Here is a 15,247-nt window from a genome sequence, read left to right as displayed (position 1 = left end):
AGTATACGCAATGTACGGATTGCATAATGAAGCCCGTCTCTCACCAATCGAGAGTCGGGCTTTTTATTAGTATGTGTATAGAAGTGAGTCCTCATTTAAAATATTTTTCTTAATATCTTGCCATTTGTACACGACGGACCAATACGTGCGATTTAATGTTTCGGCAATCTTAGCATCCGTCATCCCTTTCTGTTTGGCTTGAATGATGAAATGAATCTCTTCATCTGTATAGTCATTTTTTGCTTTAGATACGATTACGGAGAGGCCAGGATGTTTTGTTTTTTCCAAATCAAGTCGATACTCCCAATCCAATTTTTTTCGCATTGAAGGAATCGCGTATGCGTAGGGTGCGAAGTCATTTAAAAATCGTATGGCCTCCTCTGTTTTTTGAATACGTAGCGTGTAAAAATGACCATCGGATCGTTTGCTTAACACAAACTGATGATGGAATGTGCGAGCAATGAATGTGCTCAATTGTTCGAGTTCTTCGGGATAAAATGCTTGGAGATATAAATAAATATGCGGTGTGAGGATGATCTGGTTCAATTTAGACCGTGATGACTTGGTCAATGATAAACTTCCATCGTCTAAGTAAAGGGCGAGTAAAAAGACAGGATGGGTGCAATCTTCTAATAGGTGAATGGGGACATGTTTCTTGCAATCAACGTAACACTGTTCCCAAAGCCAAGCGAACAGTTCATCTTTTTCAGAATACAGTTCTGCGCTCGTTCCTGTCTTTCGAATTCGAATGCCACTAAAAATGCGAGGGGCCACTTTTAATTTCCATTCCCGATACTCCATTTGTTTGACAGAAAAATGTTCTCGGTATTGAAGCCCTTTTTTCGGAATACTTTTTGACTTTGTTCGTGCGATTGTACCATCTCCGAGTAATAAACTCTTCTCGAAAACCGTCAACTCTTCCCATTTCACTTCAATCACTCCTTGTTATAATTTTCACATAGTGTTTTATTCCCATTCCTTATGAATCTCATTCCCTTAACCGATATAGAAAAAAGAAAGGGCTGAAGTTAATGAATCGAGAAGGACTCATACATCAATTAAATCAAGTCAAACAAGTACAAGAAATGCTTGATAAAAAAGAAGAGCTATTGTTGACGATGAAATCAATCGCACTTGAAGCAGCAAACACTGAAGCGACGAGAAGGATTGTTTTAAATCATTCATTTCAAGACTTACAAAGTCAATTAAGCTATCTCGAATCAGAGATTATGGATAGTTTTCGTGAAATCCTCAATAATTCAATAGAATAACCGATATATGAATTGAGAACATTTATTAAGAGGAGTAGAACCATATGAACCCGACCATTTCAGAAGTCCGGCTTCACCTACCTTCTTCCGTCTTGCCGTATGAACAAACGAAAAACGTGTTCGTCGAAGCGAATCAAGCGAAACTCGCCGACGAAGGCATCGTCATTCTTCCGACGCCTCAACACGTTACCAAGTTAGAGGCAGCCGTCGAGAAGGCGAATCAAGTCCTAGACCAACAACGTACTGGCTTAAAGTTCATGAAACATGAAAAATTGAACGACTACTATATTCAAATCGTGGATACGAACAACGAAGTCATCCGCGAAATCCCAAGCAAGAAATCACTTGATTTCTTTGCGGCGTTCATGGAGTTTAACCATCTCTTTGACGAACGCGTATAAAGGAGGATTCTCATGACGACACCGATCCGATTTGGCGGACTCGCCAGTGGAATCGATACCGACACCATTATTAAACAATTGATGCAGGCCGAGCGTGCTCCGGTCGATAAACTGGAACAGAAAAAACAAACAACGGAATGGAAACGCGATGCCTATCGCGAAATCAACCGCTCACTCATGACCTTAAGGAACAGCGCGGTCGATCTGATGTTCAGCCGAAATTTCTATGCGAAGACGTCGAGTTCATCGGATGAGTCACGTGTTTCGGTCGTGGCAGGTCCGTCGAATGGAAATACTGCAATTCGAGTCGATTCTGTTTCTGCTTTAGCAACTGCCGCGACAGTGACGGCAACACCGTTAACGAAAGCGGACGGTGCTGTGACACGAACGACTAAAATTTCTGATATGAAATTTACACCGACGTCTCGTTCAGCGACACTTGATACTGCTACGAAAGATTGGACACTTTCACCACCGCCAAAAGCCGGTAGTGTTCAATTGCGTGATGCAAGCGATTCACCATTAGTTGATGGAACTTATAGCGTTGACGCGACAGGTAAAGTGACGATGACAGATGGATCGGATATCCCAGCTGGCACAAAAGCAACATTCACTTCCGGATATGAACTCGAACTACGCTCTGTAAAAGACGGTGCGATGCAGAAGATTCAGTTATCAGAAGATGCCACTGTAGATAATCTGATTGCAGCATTAAATGGTAAAGATACAGGCATTTCCGCATTTTTTGAACCGATTTCAGGGAAACTGGCTTTGACCCAAAAACAAACGGGATCAACTGCGGTGATTGAATTCGATGCAACCACACAAGTAGCTCTAGGAATTGCTTCTGGAGATGCCTTAAAAGCCGGAACAGATGCACAGTTTATGCTGAATGGCATTCCGATGACACAAAGCTCGAATACTGTGACAATTGATAATATGACGTTAACTTTAAAATCAACATTTGCGAGTGGGGCTGTCACCCTCTCCGCTGCCACTGACACCCAAAAAATCTTTGACAACATCAAAGGATTCGTCGATAAATACAATGAGACGATCGATCTCATGAACAAGAAGACGCGCGAAGAACGATTCCGCTCGTTCGCACCGCTCACGCAAGCACAGCGAGATGAATTGTCTGAAGATGAGATTAAAAAGTGGGAAGAGAAAGCGATGAGTGGGATGCTCCGGGGTGATACCATCCTTCGCGGGACGATGGATACGCTCCGTAGCAAATGGTCGAGTGCGACATCGGCATCGAACGATAAAGAGATGAAGCAACTGTTCCAAATCGGTCTTTCGACCGGATCAGACTTCACAAACGGCGGAAAGATTGAGCTGAATGAAGAGAAACTGAAAGCCGCAATCGAGAAAGATCCGGAACAAGTGTATAAACTCTTCACGGATGAAAAGACGGGACTCCTCCCGCAAATCCGTGATACGGCGAAAGACTCACGTGAGACAATCACACGAATCGCCGGTGCTGATGGTGCTGGTGCTCCGACGTATTCAATGGGTCGTGAAATGACCCAAATTGACTCACGAATCAAACGGCTCAACGATTTACTCATCGATAAAGAAAATGCCTATTACCGTCGCTTCGCCGCGATGGAAACGGCGATGAACCAGGCGAACTCGCAAGCCGCTTCACTTCAACAGTTTTTAGGCGGAGGCATGTAAGAGGAGGAATTTAAATGGTAGCCAATCCATACGCAGCTTATCAAAACAACGCGGTCACGACCGCGAACCCACAGGAACTGACGCTTATGCTTTATGACGGGGCGCTCAAGTTCATGCGCCTCGCCAAGCTTGCGATCGACCAGGGCAACCCTGATTTAAAGAACATCAACATCCAAAAGACGCAAGCCATCTTCCAAGAGCTTCGTCTCACACTCAATAAAGATATCGCCATCTCGGCGAACTTGGATTCACTCTATGACTACATGTGGCGCCGCCTCGTCGATGCGAACGTCAAGAACGATACGACCATCCTCGACGAAGTGCTCGACTTCACGACGGAACTCCGTGACACGTGGAAGGAAGCGATGAAACTCGCGAAGCAGTCATGAGACCGATTGATGAGATCATTTTAAAGACACAACGTCTAAAAGAGTTGCTGGCGAAAGTTCCCGAAGAGCCGACGTATGACACATGGATGGAACAAATCCATGAGCTCTTGGACGACCGGGAACAGTTGCTTGTGGCGCACGGTCCTGATCTGGAGAAAGCCGATCAGACGGTCCTTCGGCAGCTCGTCGACGACAGTCAAAAGATCGCCCGTCTCATTGAAGCCGAACACCAGCGCCTCGGGATGACGCTCGGGACGGCCCGGATGGAACGGAAGACGGTCAAGTCCTACGTCGATCCATATGAGGATGTCGATTCTAGCTTTTCCGGTCTATTCGACCAACAGACATAACAAAGCTCGAAGGCGCACGCCTTCGAGCTTTTGTGTTAAGAGGCTTTGATTTGGCGACGCATGCGTATAATGAAATAAGAAGCGGTAAATAAAATCAGACCACTAACCGTGAAATTTAACTAAATCAGGCGAGAATTCTCCCTCCTCTAAGCGTCTCGGGGCGAAGCCCAGCGTAGGTGGGAGATGAATCGCCGGTGTTAGCAAGATTGTATGTGCTTGGTATAATGGACGTAACCAATCAAAAGGACTGAACTATCAATGAAAATGGATACGAACAAACATTCAGTCTTCCTCCTGAACTCCCATCTCGTCTTGGTGGTCAAATATAGACGCAAGGTGATCGACGACGCCGTCTCCGGGTTCGCGAGACAGACGTTCGAACGAATCGGCGCGTCGTACCATATCACACTGACCGAGTGGAATCATGACGGCGATCATATCCGTGTGTTGTTCAAGGCCCATCCGAACACAGCGATGTCGAAGTTTCTGAACGCCTACAAGAGCGCCAGCAGCCGACTGATCAAACGAGACTTTCCGCACGTCAAGAGACGACTGTGGAAAGAGATGTTCTGGTCTCGGAGCTACTGTCTCGTGACGACCGGCGGTGCGACGATCGACATCATCAGGCAATACATCGAAAAACAAGGAAGGGAGTGATCACTTTGCTGAAGGCGTACAAGTTTCGACTATACCCGACGAAGCTACAACGAGAATCCTTCATGAAGACGTTCGGTTGCGTCCGTTTCGTCTACAACAAGATGCTCGAGGAACGTATCCGGTTATATGAAGAGTCAAGGCTGAACCCCGACGCGAAGCAGAAGCTCCCGACCCCGGCGAAGTACAAGCCCGAATTCCCTTTCTTGAAAGAAGTCGATAGCTTGTCTCTGGCGAATGCCCAGATGGACTTGAACAAGGCATATGCCAACTTCTTCCGCGACAAATCTGTGGGGTTCCCGAAGTTCAAATCGAAGCACGGCGACCGTGCCTCCTACACGACCAACAATCAGAACGGGAGCGTCCGGATCGAGGACGGGAAGGTGAGACTTCCTAAGATCGGCTTCGTGAAGTTCAAACAGCATCGTTCTTTCGAGGGGATCATCAAGTCTGCGACAATCTCGATGACGAAGACAGGCAAGTTCTTCGTTTCCATCCTTGTCAATCAGGATGACGAGCAATGGATTCCGGCTAAGAACAAGATCGGCATCGATCTCGGTTTGGAACACTTCGCCATCATGACAAATGATGACATGGTTTCTGAGAAGATCGACAACCCTCGCTTTCTTCGCAAGTCCGAAGAGAAGGTCAAGAAGGCGCAACGCGCTCTGTCTCGTAAGAAGATCGGAAGCAAGAATCGGGAAAAAGCCAAACTGATCCTCGCCAAGAAACACGAGAAAATCGCAAACCAACGCAAAGACTTCCTTCACAAATTGTCAAAACGAACCGTTGACGAGAACCAAGTCATCGTCGTGGAGACATTGAAATCGAAGAACATGATGAAGAACCACAGGGTCGCCAAATCGATCGCCGACGTCAGTTGGTACGAGTTCGTCCGCCAGCTAGAATACAAGTGTAAGTTCTACGGACGGACGCTCATCAAGGCCGACCAATGGTACGCATCGACGCAAATCTGTTCCTCTTGCGGCGAAAAAGGCGAGAAGAAAACATTGGATGTACGCGAATGGACGTGTACGTGTGGCGCTCATCATGACCGCGACATCAATGCGAGCATCAACCTGTTGATGTTGGCTGACTAAAAAAACCTTCAGGGCAGGGACTGCCCGACGAGCTTGGTAAACAATCGTGGCTAGTAAAAGCACGGTCTTCCCAAGAAGCTCCCACTTCAATTTGCGAAGCAAATAAGTGGCGAGTAGTTCACGTAGAGACGCGCGGCATCTTGAATTGACGTGACTGGCGTAGCTCCACCGAACCAAAGAAGTGGCAGAATCGTCACGTGCATGACACTCCAATGAATGAAAATCTGTTTTTTTGAACGACCATTGTCGAATCTCGTAAATGACACTCGTCAGCCCGAGAAAGCAACCCCTGCGTAGACGAGCATGGCGTGTATGGCGTCTGTGTTACCTGACCAACTTTGATAGAGCGCGAGGATTGCGAACGGCAGAGACCAGATGAAACTCCGCATGATTCCTTTTTTCAATAATTGCATATGAATCTTCCTTTCATCGAATCGTTGTAAATGTACACGACTGTGGAAAGGAGAAGTTTCATATAAAGGGTATAGATGAAATGACGTCTGTTTTCCGCTATAATCGGGTAAACATCAATGTAGCCGTTGCTTCTTTTCTGGAAAGAGGAGGGAAACGAGATGCGTGAGAAAGAGTCCAAACCGATATCGTCACGGAAGCGCCGTTATTTCGTCTATGGTCCAGAGGGAGCGTACGATGAATACGTCGAACGGGACCCCAAACTTGAAGCGTACGTCGAGGACGATACGCCGTTTGAGGATCGTCCCGATCCGTACGAAGAAGAAGAGCTGAAATCAAGAGGATAAGTATACATGTCAAGGTCCGATTATGGACCTTGACATTTATTTTACCTGGAACTTTTTCTTAATACGGTTCGGTTTGTCAATTCGTTATATTCGTCTTAACCACATCACTTTGATTTTGGAAAGGGAGAGATGAAGATGAACATGAAACGATTTGGCTTACTGGTGGCGGTACCGTTCGCACTACTTGTCGGATGCGGAGAAGCAGATGAACTGAAGACGACGGCCACGGATACGGAAGACGTGGCAGAAGCGGAAGCGAGTGCGCCTGAAGAAGCGACCACTGAGAACGAAGACGTTCAAGAGAGTGAACTCGGCACAAACAAGATCTACATGAAGAATAAGGCGCTCACGATCGCGGAGGCGATGGGACCAATCCAGTTCGCAATCGACAAGGTACAGACGTCACGCCTTACGGTCGCGGAAGCTTATCGTGACTCATTCGATGGACAAGAAGAGGTGACGGTCGTCGCGATGAACATGATTGTTGAAAACACGGTCGACGAGACGATGAGCTTCCATCCGAACCAGGCGACACTGGTGACGAACACAGGGGAACAGGTGTCTTCGGATTTATGGTTCTCAGATGACGTCGGTGGAGAATTTTTAGGAAAGGTGAAGAAGGAAGGGAACGTCCTCTTCTTCGTGAAAGCAAAACCAGAAGAGCTGACGGACTTGAAAGTCGTCATCGATGGACCATTCAACGAGAACTTCGACAAAGTGGCAGAAGACCGCTACGAATATACACTTAACGTGACAAAATAAGAGTAGGCGTGCCGAATAAAATCGGTACGCCTAGTCTCATGGTTGATTATTACTACACAATAAGCATAGTGGTTAGCATAGAGAATATAAGAAGGGATTCTCATATTTTGAGAGTTCCTTGTATCTTAATTTTTTCATTTTGTAAAATCTTAATTCTTAATGGGTACATATAAATCGACTTTAGATTTTCCGTCGGGATCTTCAGCTGGATTGTTCAAATTGAACTCCAAGGTATTTCTAGATTCGTCCACTGAATATTCGCGTTCTAGTAACCATTCTTCAAAAATATATTTATACGTCTCACTCAGTTTTTCTGGAGTATCGTAGAAATGGTGCACGATGTATTGACCACCTTCTAGCATTTTAAATTGTATCTCCCCGTGCCCTGTTTTATCAAAGTTTCTAGGAACTGTGACACAAGCATCATGTCTACATTCATGAGGATCAACATCGTTCGGATTATCTAATGAAATACCGATAAATTGACTTGATGGAGGGTAAAGGTTGTGTTCCGTCGCCCAATGTATTAATTTCCCCCAATGTTCTTGTGGTTCAAAATAGCTACCCGTACGTCTGATAAATGCAATTTCAGTTTCAGGTAATTGCTTTAAAGTCATATCCATTTTGTAACCCCCATTAAAGTTGACTGATTCAATTGTCTTGATGTCCAAAAAAGTGCTTCATTGAAATAATATCTCGTTGAAGTGTTGCAACAGGAATTGTTATTTACGCTGATGCGGCAACGGAATCGACAACACATCCCAGTCGCTCCCGGCGAATAGCTTCGACAGATAGACGATTTGTCCGACATGATACCCATAATGCGACACTTGGCGTTCGATCGCGTCAATCACGGAATGGGCTTCCCCTCGAATCATCACATTCTTCCCTAAGTCATCTGGTGTCAAATCAGCTAAAACATTATCCAACAGTTGCCAACGCTCGTCCCAAACCTCCATGAGCTCCGCACGGGATAGCTGCTGGTCCTCGAACTCGGCGTCCCGGTCACGGTCCGGCTTCTCGCCGTCTGTCGTCAAAAAATCGGTCCAACGCGACTTCATGTTATTCGCCATGTGCTGGATGATCAAGGCGAGCGAGAGTGTGTCCGACGCAAGTGTCTTGTGCAGGTCCTCTTCACTCACTTGGACGAGCGCGCGCTCAGCGAGTTGTTTCTGGCTTTTAAACGTAGCACGTACGGTATCGAGATATTGCATTTCAAACATAAAAACATCCTCCTTTTCATATGTATCCATTTTGACTATACCCCACATTCATCCCGGTCAAAAACTATAGTAATATTATAAAATTGGCGTTATACTAGTCTTATCGCGCAAGACGCCACCGCGTAGTCGGCATGAGGGTGCCTTGTTTTGGTTTTCACGTGAGTCATGTCGCGTGGTCTCTTTTCGGTTTGAGGGTTCACCCATCAATTGTGTCGATTGCGTTTGTCCGTGAGTGGATGAGCGCGATTTTTTTGTATGCAAAAAGTGTGAGACACGAGGTCCCACACTTCTGATTACGCATGCTCTAACCGAAACTCTTCCCAATGATCACGGGCCTGGTTCCGGATGCGCTCCGATACTTCCTTGCTGTTGAGGAGGATCCCATACCAGCGACGCGCATCCTCGTAGTAGTCGAGCGCGGCCGATAAATCGGCAATCCGTAGCATAAGTTGATCGTACGGTAATCCGGTTCGAATTGGGTCCGTATACGCTTCTTGCACCTCATTGTATTTATCGAGCGTCCGCTGCATCCATTCCTTTTCAGACGCTACATCCCCAATTAATCGGTACATCCATACGATTCGCATCCCGAGCATAGCGATGACAGATGGTTTTTGTCCGCTCAACTGGGCCGTCATGACGGCGAACTTATAGAGGAGGATGACGTGCTCATACGAGCGGTCACCTTTCAACACATCCGGGTTCACTTGATTGAAGTAGTTCGTCTCGAGCGCTTCTCGGTTGTGTTTGCGCACCTTGTCGAACGAGTCGTGGAAGACGAGGTGACAATGGTCGCAGACGGTCGGCTCGTATAAATACGGGTTCGGTCCGTCATACGTCGTGTAGCCATCCTTCTCGACTTCGAGTGGTCGGATGTGACGTGATAAGACACGGTTCGTCTTACTTTCCTGTAAACAATACGGACATTTGACTTTCTTCAAAAATAAATGCTCTGCCATCTCGACACCTCACACATAGACGTTGACGAGCAGTCCGCGAATCTCACCGACCTGGTCGAGTAAGGAGAGGCGAGAGGCCTCACCTGAGATGACCTGATCCGTCAGAGCGAGGAGTTTTTGGTCGACTTGTTCGACGACCTTATAAATCTTCGCGCGGCCGCGGCGATTGAATCCGCGTTTATCTTCGAGACGGAGTGCCGCGTCAACGGCCTCTTTCATAAAGTCTTTAATCATTTGTTTGTAGTCGGCGAGCGCCTCGACGGTCTGACTCTCGGCGAGCAGTTCTCCTTGTTCATGAATCGCGGCGATTTGACGCTGGAAGCGTTCGTATTCCCGGTCTTCGCGCTTTTGACCGATCACGTTTTGGAAGGAGACGCCGGGTTCGACTTCGGGGCGTTTCGCCTTACTTGAGCCGAGGAGCGATTGCGTCTCCATGATGCGACGAATGTCCATATGGGCAACCGTCCTTTCTTTAGGTTAGTTCAATAATTGTAACACGCCTTGCGGCAATGCGTTCGACTGGGCAATCATCGCCATGCCGGACTGATTCAAGATGTTTAGACGGGCGAAGTCCATCATTTCACGGGCCATATCGGCATCACGGATTCGTGATTCAGATGCCGTCAAGTTTTCTGAGCCGATGGCGACGACGCTGACGTTCGCTTCTAAGCGATTTTGGATGGCTCCGAGTTTTGAACGTTCGAGTGACACTTTGTTGATGGCTGCATCGAATTTCGAAATGGCATCACCCGCATCCTCAGGTGTCAACACACTCAATGCATAATACGTTTCAGTGGGTGTCGTCGAATCGTTGTCATGGTCGACGGCAGGAAGTTCCCCGCCACCAGGTGTCAACGTCGTGATATCGAGTGCGTGCGCCCGCATATCTTGTACGTTTAAGATGACGGCTTCGTTGTTGCCGGCACCGATTTGGAAGAATAACGTGCTCTTCCCTTGCATATATTCCCCGTTCATAATCTTCTTCGAGTTGAATTCGGTCGTCTCCGCGATCCGGGTCACTTCGGCAGTCAATGCGTTAATTTCTTCCTGGACAGCTTTGGCGTCGTCTTCACTGAGCGTTCCATTTGCTGATTGAACCGATAATTCACGCATCCGTTGGAGAAGGGCGTGTGTTTCGTTCATTCCGCCTTCTAGCGTCTGTGTGAGCGAGATGCTGTCGAGCGTGTTGCGTTCTGCCATCGAGAGGGAATCGAGGCGCATCCGCATCTTCTCCGAGATGGCGAGACCCGCTGCATCGTCCGACGCCTTATTGATGCGGACTCCGCTCGAGAGACGGTCCATCGTCTTCTTCATCGATGCCTGATTCAGGGAGAGCGATGAGTAGGCTTTTAAGGCTTGGACGTTATTGGTAATTTTCATAGCGGTTTCCTCCAGTCGGGACAGATTGAGTCTTTGCACGCTCCATCGCTTCGCTCCACGTTTGATCGAGGTCGCTCGCGAGCGTATGTAGTTCGGCGATTTTTTTCTTATCTTGGTCGATGATTGCTTCGACGCTGGCGTTCGCCATGTAAAGATAGATTTCATCGAGTTGAGCCGCGATGATTCCGCCGCCGTCATGGAGTCCTTGGTGGAGCTTGACCAACAGCTCCCGGGCTTGGCGAAGGTGGCGGTTCCGTTCGGCGATCGTCGAGTCTTGGGCACGTTCATAGTGATAAACGAGTGCATGAAGCATCGCTTGCGTGAGTTCTTCTGGCCTCATCTCATATAGTTGGGTTGAATTCATCTTTGTTCTCCTTTGATCGAATCAAGTTCCTCTATCAACAACAACACTTCTGCCATCACGTCATACAGTTGGGGCGGGATGGCATCCCCTAAGTCAAGGTCGAGCAGGTGGCCGAGCAAGGAATGGTCGTTCTCGACCGCCACACCCCGGGCACGTGCTTCCTGTAAAATCTTTTCAGCGACGGCTCCGGTCCCGCGGGCGACGACGACGGGCGCTTTGTCCGTCGTTTCGTCATAGCGGACGACCGCGGCCGTCTTTCGTTTCGTCAAATCCATGCGTTGGTACATCGGGACCTCCTAAATTCTAAAGTCATAACCGGTCGTCGGTGCGATCGTTGGCTCTTCGATGACACGCTCCGCCTTCGTGAGCGGTTTGAACTGGGTCGTCACACTCTTATATCCGATCGTCTCGAGCGTCTGTTCGATCTTCCCGAGAAGGGGACGGGCAAGACGTTCGACCGTCGCATCGTCATGTTCAAGCGTGAGTCGGAGGTTTCGGTCCTTCGCCTCAAGCTTGACGCCAATCTCTCCGAGGCGAGGGGTCTCCAAACGAATGTAGAGGACACTGTTCTCCCAGTCGACGACGTCCCCGGCCTCCCGGTTTTGGATATGGACATGGATTCCGGTGTCGATCTCTTGAACTTTTGCCGGTAGGGCGAACAAGAGTTGATGGAGCTGACCGCCATCAAGGCGGTTGAGCGTCTGTTGGACTTGGAAGAACGAGGCGAGGCGTTGCGCCTCGGGGTTCGTCGTATCTCCACGTACCGATAAAGCTGATGTCGGCGTATTGGACGTCGCTTGGGCGAGCTGTGCCTGTGTCTGCACACGTTGCGCTACTTCCTGGATGTGTCGTCCAGATAATGTCGAATCGAGCTTGAGTGGCGCGACGGTCGGCATCTCGCCGGCACGTGTCGCCCCGTGCGGGATATATTCGATGCGTGTCTGGTTCGGCGCATAACGGAAATCATTCAGTGCCGCCCGGACCTCTTTGACGAGTGTCGCACTCTCTTGTGGTTTCGTCGCAAGCAACGACAACGCGACGTCGAGTTTGGCCGTCATGGCGACCAATTGCTTCTCTTGCGTCACGTCGGTATGAAGCAAGGCGTCCGTCTTTTGGACGAGTTGTGTCAGACGGGTCGAGACGGTCTCGAGGGCAGGGCGTGCCGCATGCGGGTTCGTCTCGATCAACGTAGCAACTTGTCCGAGTTGTTTCGTGACGGTCGCCTGCTCGTTTCGGAACGTGTTCGTGACGGTCGCTAGATGTGACGTCACTTCCTTCACCATCACTTGCTTCCCGTTGATTGGAGGAAGCGGCATCGCTTGGCGCGATTCAGATTCAATCGGACGCGATGATATCGGTGTCGTCGGCGTGAGGTCACGGATGACCCGGTCAATCGTTTCCGGTGTCGGCGTGAAGCGTTCACTCACGGGACGTGACAGATTGACGAGTTCGACATACCGCTCTTTTTGTGGGTAAGGAGCGTTCGGCGCCGGCGGTGTGATCTGTTGTTTCGCTTCGTTCAAAGAGAGGACGGCGATTTCCCGGGCCATCTCACGAGGAACGGTCGGAGTGTCGAGCGTCTTCAAATGTAGGATGACGTCCCGCATGTCCCCTTTGAACGCCGTCTCGAGAAGGCGTACCGTGTCTTCGTTCATCGGCAAGCGTCCGGATTGTAGCAGACGGCTGACCGCGCTTCGTACTTCAGGTGGAAGGGAAGCGAGGAGCGTCTGAATCTTCGCATCAAGCTTTGACGACGCGGACGCAGGTGGTGCGGATTCAAGTGTCTCTTCCTTTGGAGGAACGACGGTCGCCATCAAGACGCCGTCCTGTTCGGCGAGCGTCACTTGGAACGGGTTCGTTTTCGGAAGCCCATCTTTAAATGTGACCTCGACTTCTTCACCGTTGATCTTGACAATTGCGGAGTCGGGTCCTGTTTGTTTGACGAGTTCGGCCTTGTACGTCCGGTTCGTCTGGATGCCTGGTAAGACCGAACTGACGGCGGTCGCTTGGGCTTGAATTTGCATGTTTGTCACCTCGACCATAATATCGACCTCTTTTTAAAAAAATGAAGCGATACAATAGAAAAAAACCTTCCGTCTTTTCGACGGAAGGCGTGTCAGGACTCGAGCACGGGGCTCGCGTTCAATTGTTGGAACCGGGCGACAAGTTCACCTGTCGCTTTGAGCTGGTTCCGGAGGACGTACGGTGTTGCGTTCGTTTGGATTTGATGTCCATCAGTCGTGAGGACAAGCCCGTTCGGCTCACCCTCAATGTTCAGTATGTCTCGAATATGGGACCAGGCATACCATTCACAATCGTCTCGTTTTGGAGACTTCGTCGGGAAGAAGACGAGTCCAGTTGTCGGTTCAATCACGACAGGGACTTTCCCTTTTACGCCGGCGACGCGTTTGGCGATGAAGATTCTTTCCTCGATCGAGCTGTTGTACTGGCGGCAAGAAAGTTGCAACAACTGGTACGGCCGGAGCGGGGTTGAAATCTCGGTGCCATCCTCGAGAATGATCCGTGACTGCTTCATGATGTCAAAGCAAGGGAGAATCGCCACGGTTCGCTTTGTGATGCGATATTTTTCCTCAGAATAGTAGGAGCGCATACGCTGCACCATCCTCCTCGTATTAGATTTTCAGGATCGGCTAAAGACAAACGGCACAAACCTAAATCATCCCTTCAATGATATATCACAAAAAATGTAAATTCAACAAGACAATATGAAAAGTAGGGAAATATAATTCCAATGAAAGCCAAATGACGAAACGTTTACAAATATTTGAGAAAGTATTTGTCACGTTTACAAGAAGGTGGTAAGATTAGCCGTAGAGGACAATCCTCTGTATTCTCCAATGGTGAAAGGAATGGATTTACACATGGTAGGTAAAGTAAAATGGTTTAACTCAGAAAAAGGTTTTGGATTCATCGAAGTTGAAGGCGGCAAAGACGTGTTCGTACACTTCTCAGCAATCCAATCTGAAGGCTACAAATCACTTGACGAAGGTCAAGATGTAGAGTTTGAAATCGTTGATGGCGAGCGTGGCCCACAAGCGGCTAACGTTGTAAAATTATAATTTCAAACCGCGAAGCCGGCTCCCTTGGGAGTCGGCTTTTTATTTTGTCTACATAATAAAAAAAGGCGTTTAAAAATGAGTGGAATGGGTATTTTCTTTCTATACCTTTCGCTCGTTCTAGGAAATGTTGAATTCGGAACAAAATTGTCATTATTTTCTGATGATAACGTTTTCAATCGTAGCGTTTTCGGGGTATAATATGAGTGAGCCACCTGGTTCCCCTTTCTTTTTTAAGAAATGAAGCAGGAGATTCCGTCTCGTTCGACGAATCATTGGTTCAAGCGGTTATTTCTAAGGAGGAGTTCAGATGATTTATAACATTCGCGGCGAAAACATTGAGGTCACACCAGCAATCAAAGACTATGTCGAGAAAAAGCTGGAGAAGTTGACTCGGTATTTCACAACTCCTACGGATGCACAGACGGCTTACGTCAACTTGAAAGTGTATAACGAGAAACAAAAAGTGGAAGTGACGATCCCGATGCCGAACTTGTTGCTCCGTGCTGAGGACATCAACCTCGACATGTATGCGGCAATTGACCTCGTCGTCGATAAATTGGAACGTCAAATCCGTAAACACAAAACGAAACTCAACCGTAAAGGACGCGGGAAAGAAGGTGGCGTCGGCGAGTACTTCAAGTCTTTAGAAGGACCTGATGATACACCGGCCGTCTACGATGAGGACGAGGCAGAACTCGAACTCGTGCGGACGAAACGCTTCACGTTGAAACCGATGGACACGGAAGAGGCGATTCTTCAAATGGATATGCTCGGTCACAGCTTCTTCGTCTTCTCTGACGCAGAAACGGGCAACACGAACGTCGTCTACCGTCGTAAAGATGGGAAGTACGGCTTGATCGAACCTGAATAATATAC

General features: G+C 48.3%; 22 protein-coding genes. 11 read left to right on the top strand and 11 right to left on the bottom strand.

What is annotated here, in order from left to right; genetic code table 11:
* Positions 1–66 precede the first annotated feature (66 nt).
* A complete protein-coding gene (locus KNO73_RS07455) occupies positions 67–939 on the bottom strand; it encodes an endonuclease (protein WP_215112257.1) in 873 nt (290 codons plus the stop codon).
* Between the two features lie 92 nt (positions 940–1,031).
* Between KNO73_RS07455 and KNO73_RS07450 the strand changes: the two genes are divergently transcribed.
* The 7 genes from KNO73_RS07450 to tnpB all read left to right on the top strand — a co-directional run bounded on the left by KNO73_RS07450 (position 1,032) and on the right by tnpB (position 5,845).
* Positions 1,032–1,271, top strand: coding sequence for a hypothetical protein (locus KNO73_RS07450; protein ID WP_215112256.1), 240 nt, complete (start codon positions 1,032–1,034; stop codon positions 1,269–1,271).
* Between the two features lie 44 nt (positions 1,272–1,315).
* On the top strand, positions 1,316–1,672 hold the full coding sequence (locus tag KNO73_RS07445; protein WP_078147335.1) for a flagellar protein FlaG: 357 nt from the start codon (positions 1,316–1,318) through the stop codon (positions 1,670–1,672).
* A 12-nt stretch (positions 1,673–1,684) separates the two neighbouring features.
* A complete protein-coding gene (fliD, locus tag KNO73_RS07440; RefSeq protein WP_215112255.1) occupies positions 1,685–3,352 on the top strand; it encodes a flagellar filament capping protein FliD in 1,668 nt (555 codons plus the stop codon).
* A gap of 14 nt (positions 3,353–3,366) precedes the next feature.
* Positions 3,367–3,741, top strand: a complete 375-nt coding sequence (fliS, locus tag KNO73_RS07435; protein ID WP_012726961.1) for a flagellar export chaperone FliS — start codon at positions 3,367–3,369, stop codon at positions 3,739–3,741.
* On the top strand, positions 3,738–4,091 hold the full coding sequence (locus KNO73_RS07430) for a flagellar protein FliT (protein ID WP_215112254.1): 354 nt from the start codon (positions 3,738–3,740) through the stop codon (positions 4,089–4,091). The genes fliS and KNO73_RS07430 overlap by 4 nt, the downstream gene beginning before the upstream one ends.
* A 258-nt stretch (positions 4,092–4,349) precedes the next feature.
* Positions 4,350–4,748, top strand: a complete 399-nt coding sequence (gene tnpA, locus KNO73_RS07425) for an IS200/IS605 family transposase (RefSeq protein ID WP_215112253.1) — start codon at positions 4,350–4,352, stop codon at positions 4,746–4,748.
* A 5-nt stretch (positions 4,749–4,753) separates the two neighbouring features.
* Complete coding sequence (gene tnpB / locus KNO73_RS07420) at positions 4,754–5,845, top strand: IS200/IS605 family element RNA-guided endonuclease TnpB (RefSeq protein ID WP_215112395.1); 1,092 nt, start codon at positions 4,754–4,756, stop codon at positions 5,843–5,845.
* Positions 5,846–6,114: 269 nt separating this feature from the next.
* Here the strand turns inward: tnpB and KNO73_RS07415 are convergent, their stop codons facing one another.
* Positions 6,115–6,258 (bottom strand): hypothetical protein, encoded by a 144-nt coding sequence (locus tag KNO73_RS07415; protein ID WP_215112252.1) that lies wholly within the window; start codon positions 6,256–6,258, stop codon positions 6,115–6,117.
* A 159-nt stretch (positions 6,259–6,417) separates the two neighbouring features.
* Here KNO73_RS07415 and KNO73_RS07410 point away from each other — a divergent pair, with 159 nt between their 5' ends.
* On the top strand, positions 6,418–6,603 hold the full coding sequence (locus tag KNO73_RS07410; RefSeq protein WP_012726958.1) for a hypothetical protein: 186 nt from the start codon (positions 6,418–6,420) through the stop codon (positions 6,601–6,603).
* 141 nt (positions 6,604–6,744) lie between these two features.
* Complete coding sequence (locus KNO73_RS07405) at positions 6,745–7,365, top strand: DUF4352 domain-containing protein (protein ID WP_251024868.1); 621 nt, start codon at positions 6,745–6,747, stop codon at positions 7,363–7,365.
* 149 nt (positions 7,366–7,514) lie between these two features.
* Here KNO73_RS07405 and KNO73_RS07400 read toward each other — a convergent pair whose 3' ends face one another.
* The 9 genes from KNO73_RS07400 to KNO73_RS07360 form a co-directional block, all read right to left on the bottom strand.
* Positions 7,515–7,988 carry an AraC family transcriptional regulator gene (locus KNO73_RS07400; RefSeq protein WP_215112250.1) on the bottom strand — a complete coding sequence of 158 codons (474 nt, stop codon included), beginning with the start codon at positions 7,986–7,988 and terminating at the stop codon, positions 7,515–7,517.
* Between the two features lie 99 nt (positions 7,989–8,087).
* The gene (locus KNO73_RS07395) at positions 8,088–8,588 is read right to left on the bottom strand and encodes a DUF1572 family protein (RefSeq protein WP_215112249.1); all 501 of its coding nucleotides are present in this window, start codon (positions 8,586–8,588) and stop codon (positions 8,088–8,090) included.
* Between the two features lie 293 nt (positions 8,589–8,881).
* Positions 8,882–9,547 carry a DUF2225 domain-containing protein gene (locus tag KNO73_RS07390; RefSeq protein ID WP_214816089.1) on the bottom strand — a complete coding sequence of 222 codons (666 nt, stop codon included), beginning with the start codon at positions 9,545–9,547 and terminating at the stop codon, positions 8,882–8,884.
* Positions 9,548–9,556: 9 nt separating this feature from the next.
* Positions 9,557–10,000, bottom strand: coding sequence for a YaaR family protein (locus KNO73_RS07385; RefSeq protein WP_012726952.1), 444 nt, complete (start codon positions 9,998–10,000; stop codon positions 9,557–9,559).
* A 24-nt stretch (positions 10,001–10,024) separates the two neighbouring features.
* Positions 10,025–10,927 (bottom strand): flagellin N-terminal helical domain-containing protein, encoded by a 903-nt coding sequence (locus KNO73_RS07380; protein WP_215112248.1) that lies wholly within the window; start codon positions 10,925–10,927, stop codon positions 10,025–10,027.
* Entirely contained in the window at positions 10,911–11,291 is a 381-nt protein-coding gene (locus KNO73_RS07375; protein WP_215112247.1) for a flagellar protein FliS, read from the bottom strand. The genes KNO73_RS07380 and KNO73_RS07375 overlap by 17 nt, the downstream gene beginning before the upstream one ends.
* A complete protein-coding gene (locus tag KNO73_RS07370; RefSeq protein ID WP_012726949.1) occupies positions 11,288–11,578 on the bottom strand; it encodes an EscU/YscU/HrcU family type III secretion system export apparatus switch protein in 291 nt (96 codons plus the stop codon). The genes KNO73_RS07375 and KNO73_RS07370 overlap by 4 nt, the downstream gene beginning before the upstream one ends.
* 9 nt (positions 11,579–11,587) lie before the next feature.
* On the bottom strand, positions 11,588–13,333 hold the full coding sequence (locus KNO73_RS07365; protein WP_078147325.1) for a hypothetical protein: 1,746 nt from the start codon (positions 13,331–13,333) through the stop codon (positions 11,588–11,590).
* A 74-nt stretch (positions 13,334–13,407) separates the two neighbouring features.
* Positions 13,408–13,914, bottom strand: coding sequence for a competence protein ComK (locus KNO73_RS07360; protein WP_235189275.1), 507 nt, complete (start codon positions 13,912–13,914; stop codon positions 13,408–13,410).
* Between the two features lie 259 nt (positions 13,915–14,173).
* Between KNO73_RS07360 and cspD the strand changes: the two genes are divergently transcribed.
* Both cspD and hpf read left to right on the top strand, forming a co-directional pair.
* The gene (gene cspD, locus KNO73_RS07355; RefSeq protein WP_012726946.1) at positions 14,174–14,371 is read left to right on the top strand and encodes a cold-shock protein CspD; all 198 of its coding nucleotides are present in this window, start codon (positions 14,174–14,176) and stop codon (positions 14,369–14,371) included.
* A 307-nt stretch (positions 14,372–14,678) separates the two neighbouring features.
* Positions 14,679–15,242 carry a ribosome hibernation-promoting factor, HPF/YfiA family gene (hpf, locus tag KNO73_RS07350; RefSeq protein ID WP_012726945.1) on the top strand — a complete coding sequence of 188 codons (564 nt, stop codon included), beginning with the start codon at positions 14,679–14,681 and terminating at the stop codon, positions 15,240–15,242.
* The last annotated feature ends 5 nt before the right edge of the window (positions 15,243–15,247 follow it).

Source organism: Exiguobacterium sp. s83 (assembly GCF_018617095.1).
GTDB lineage: Bacteria > Bacillota > Bacilli > Exiguobacteriales > Exiguobacteriaceae > Exiguobacterium > Exiguobacterium profundum.
Note: the sequence above shows the minus strand (reverse complement) of the source record. Positions and strands in the feature narration are given on the sequence as shown.

Excerpts from the sequence above, each read along its gene's own strand:
- KNO73_RS07450 (WP_215112256.1), top strand. The coding sequence starts at position 1,032 with ATGAATCGAGAAGGACTCATACATCAATTAAATCAAGTCAAACAAGTA.
- KNO73_RS07445 (WP_078147335.1), top strand. The coding sequence starts at position 1,316 with ATGAACCCGACCATTTCAGAAGTCCGGCTTCACCTACCTTCTTCCGTC.
- fliD (WP_215112255.1), top strand. The coding sequence starts at position 1,685 with ATGACGACACCGATCCGATTTGGCGGACTCGCCAGTGGAATCGATACC.
- fliS (WP_012726961.1), top strand. The coding sequence starts at position 3,367 with ATGGTAGCCAATCCATACGCAGCTTATCAAAACAACGCGGTCACGACC.
- KNO73_RS07430 (WP_215112254.1), top strand. The coding sequence starts at position 3,738 with ATGAGACCGATTGATGAGATCATTTTAAAGACACAACGTCTAAAAGAG.
- tnpA (WP_215112253.1), top strand. The coding sequence starts at position 4,350 with ATGAAAATGGATACGAACAAACATTCAGTCTTCCTCCTGAACTCCCAT.
- KNO73_RS07415 (WP_215112252.1), bottom strand. The coding sequence starts at position 6,258 with ATGCAATTATTGAAAAAAGGAATCATGCGGAGTTTCATCTGGTCTCTG.
- KNO73_RS07410 (WP_012726958.1), top strand. The coding sequence starts at position 6,418 with ATGCGTGAGAAAGAGTCCAAACCGATATCGTCACGGAAGCGCCGTTAT.
- KNO73_RS07405 (WP_251024868.1), top strand. The coding sequence starts at position 6,745 with ATGAAACGATTTGGCTTACTGGTGGCGGTACCGTTCGCACTACTTGTC.
- KNO73_RS07400 (WP_215112250.1), bottom strand. The coding sequence starts at position 7,988 with ATGGATATGACTTTAAAGCAATTACCTGAAACTGAAATTGCATTTATC.
- KNO73_RS07395 (WP_215112249.1), bottom strand. The coding sequence starts at position 8,588 with ATGTTTGAAATGCAATATCTCGATACCGTACGTGCTACGTTTAAAAGC.
- KNO73_RS07390 (WP_214816089.1), bottom strand. The coding sequence starts at position 9,547 with ATGGCAGAGCATTTATTTTTGAAGAAAGTCAAATGTCCGTATTGTTTA.
- KNO73_RS07385 (WP_012726952.1), bottom strand. The coding sequence starts at position 10,000 with ATGGACATTCGTCGCATCATGGAGACGCAATCGCTCCTCGGCTCAAGT.
- KNO73_RS07380 (WP_215112248.1), bottom strand. The coding sequence starts at position 10,927 with ATGAAAATTACCAATAACGTCCAAGCCTTAAAAGCCTACTCATCGCTC.
- KNO73_RS07375 (WP_215112247.1), bottom strand. The coding sequence starts at position 11,291 with ATGAATTCAACCCAACTATATGAGATGAGGCCAGAAGAACTCACGCAA.
- KNO73_RS07370 (WP_012726949.1), bottom strand. The coding sequence starts at position 11,578 with ATGTACCAACGCATGGATTTGACGAAACGAAAGACGGCCGCGGTCGTC.
- KNO73_RS07365 (WP_078147325.1), bottom strand. The coding sequence starts at position 13,333 with ATGGTCGAGGTGACAAACATGCAAATTCAAGCCCAAGCGACCGCCGTC.
- KNO73_RS07360 (WP_235189275.1), bottom strand. The coding sequence starts at position 13,914 with ATGGTGCAGCGTATGCGCTCCTACTATTCTGAGGAAAAATATCGCATC.
- cspD (WP_012726946.1), top strand. The coding sequence starts at position 14,174 with ATGGTAGGTAAAGTAAAATGGTTTAACTCAGAAAAAGGTTTTGGATTC.
- hpf (WP_012726945.1), top strand. The coding sequence starts at position 14,679 with ATGATTTATAACATTCGCGGCGAAAACATTGAGGTCACACCAGCAATC.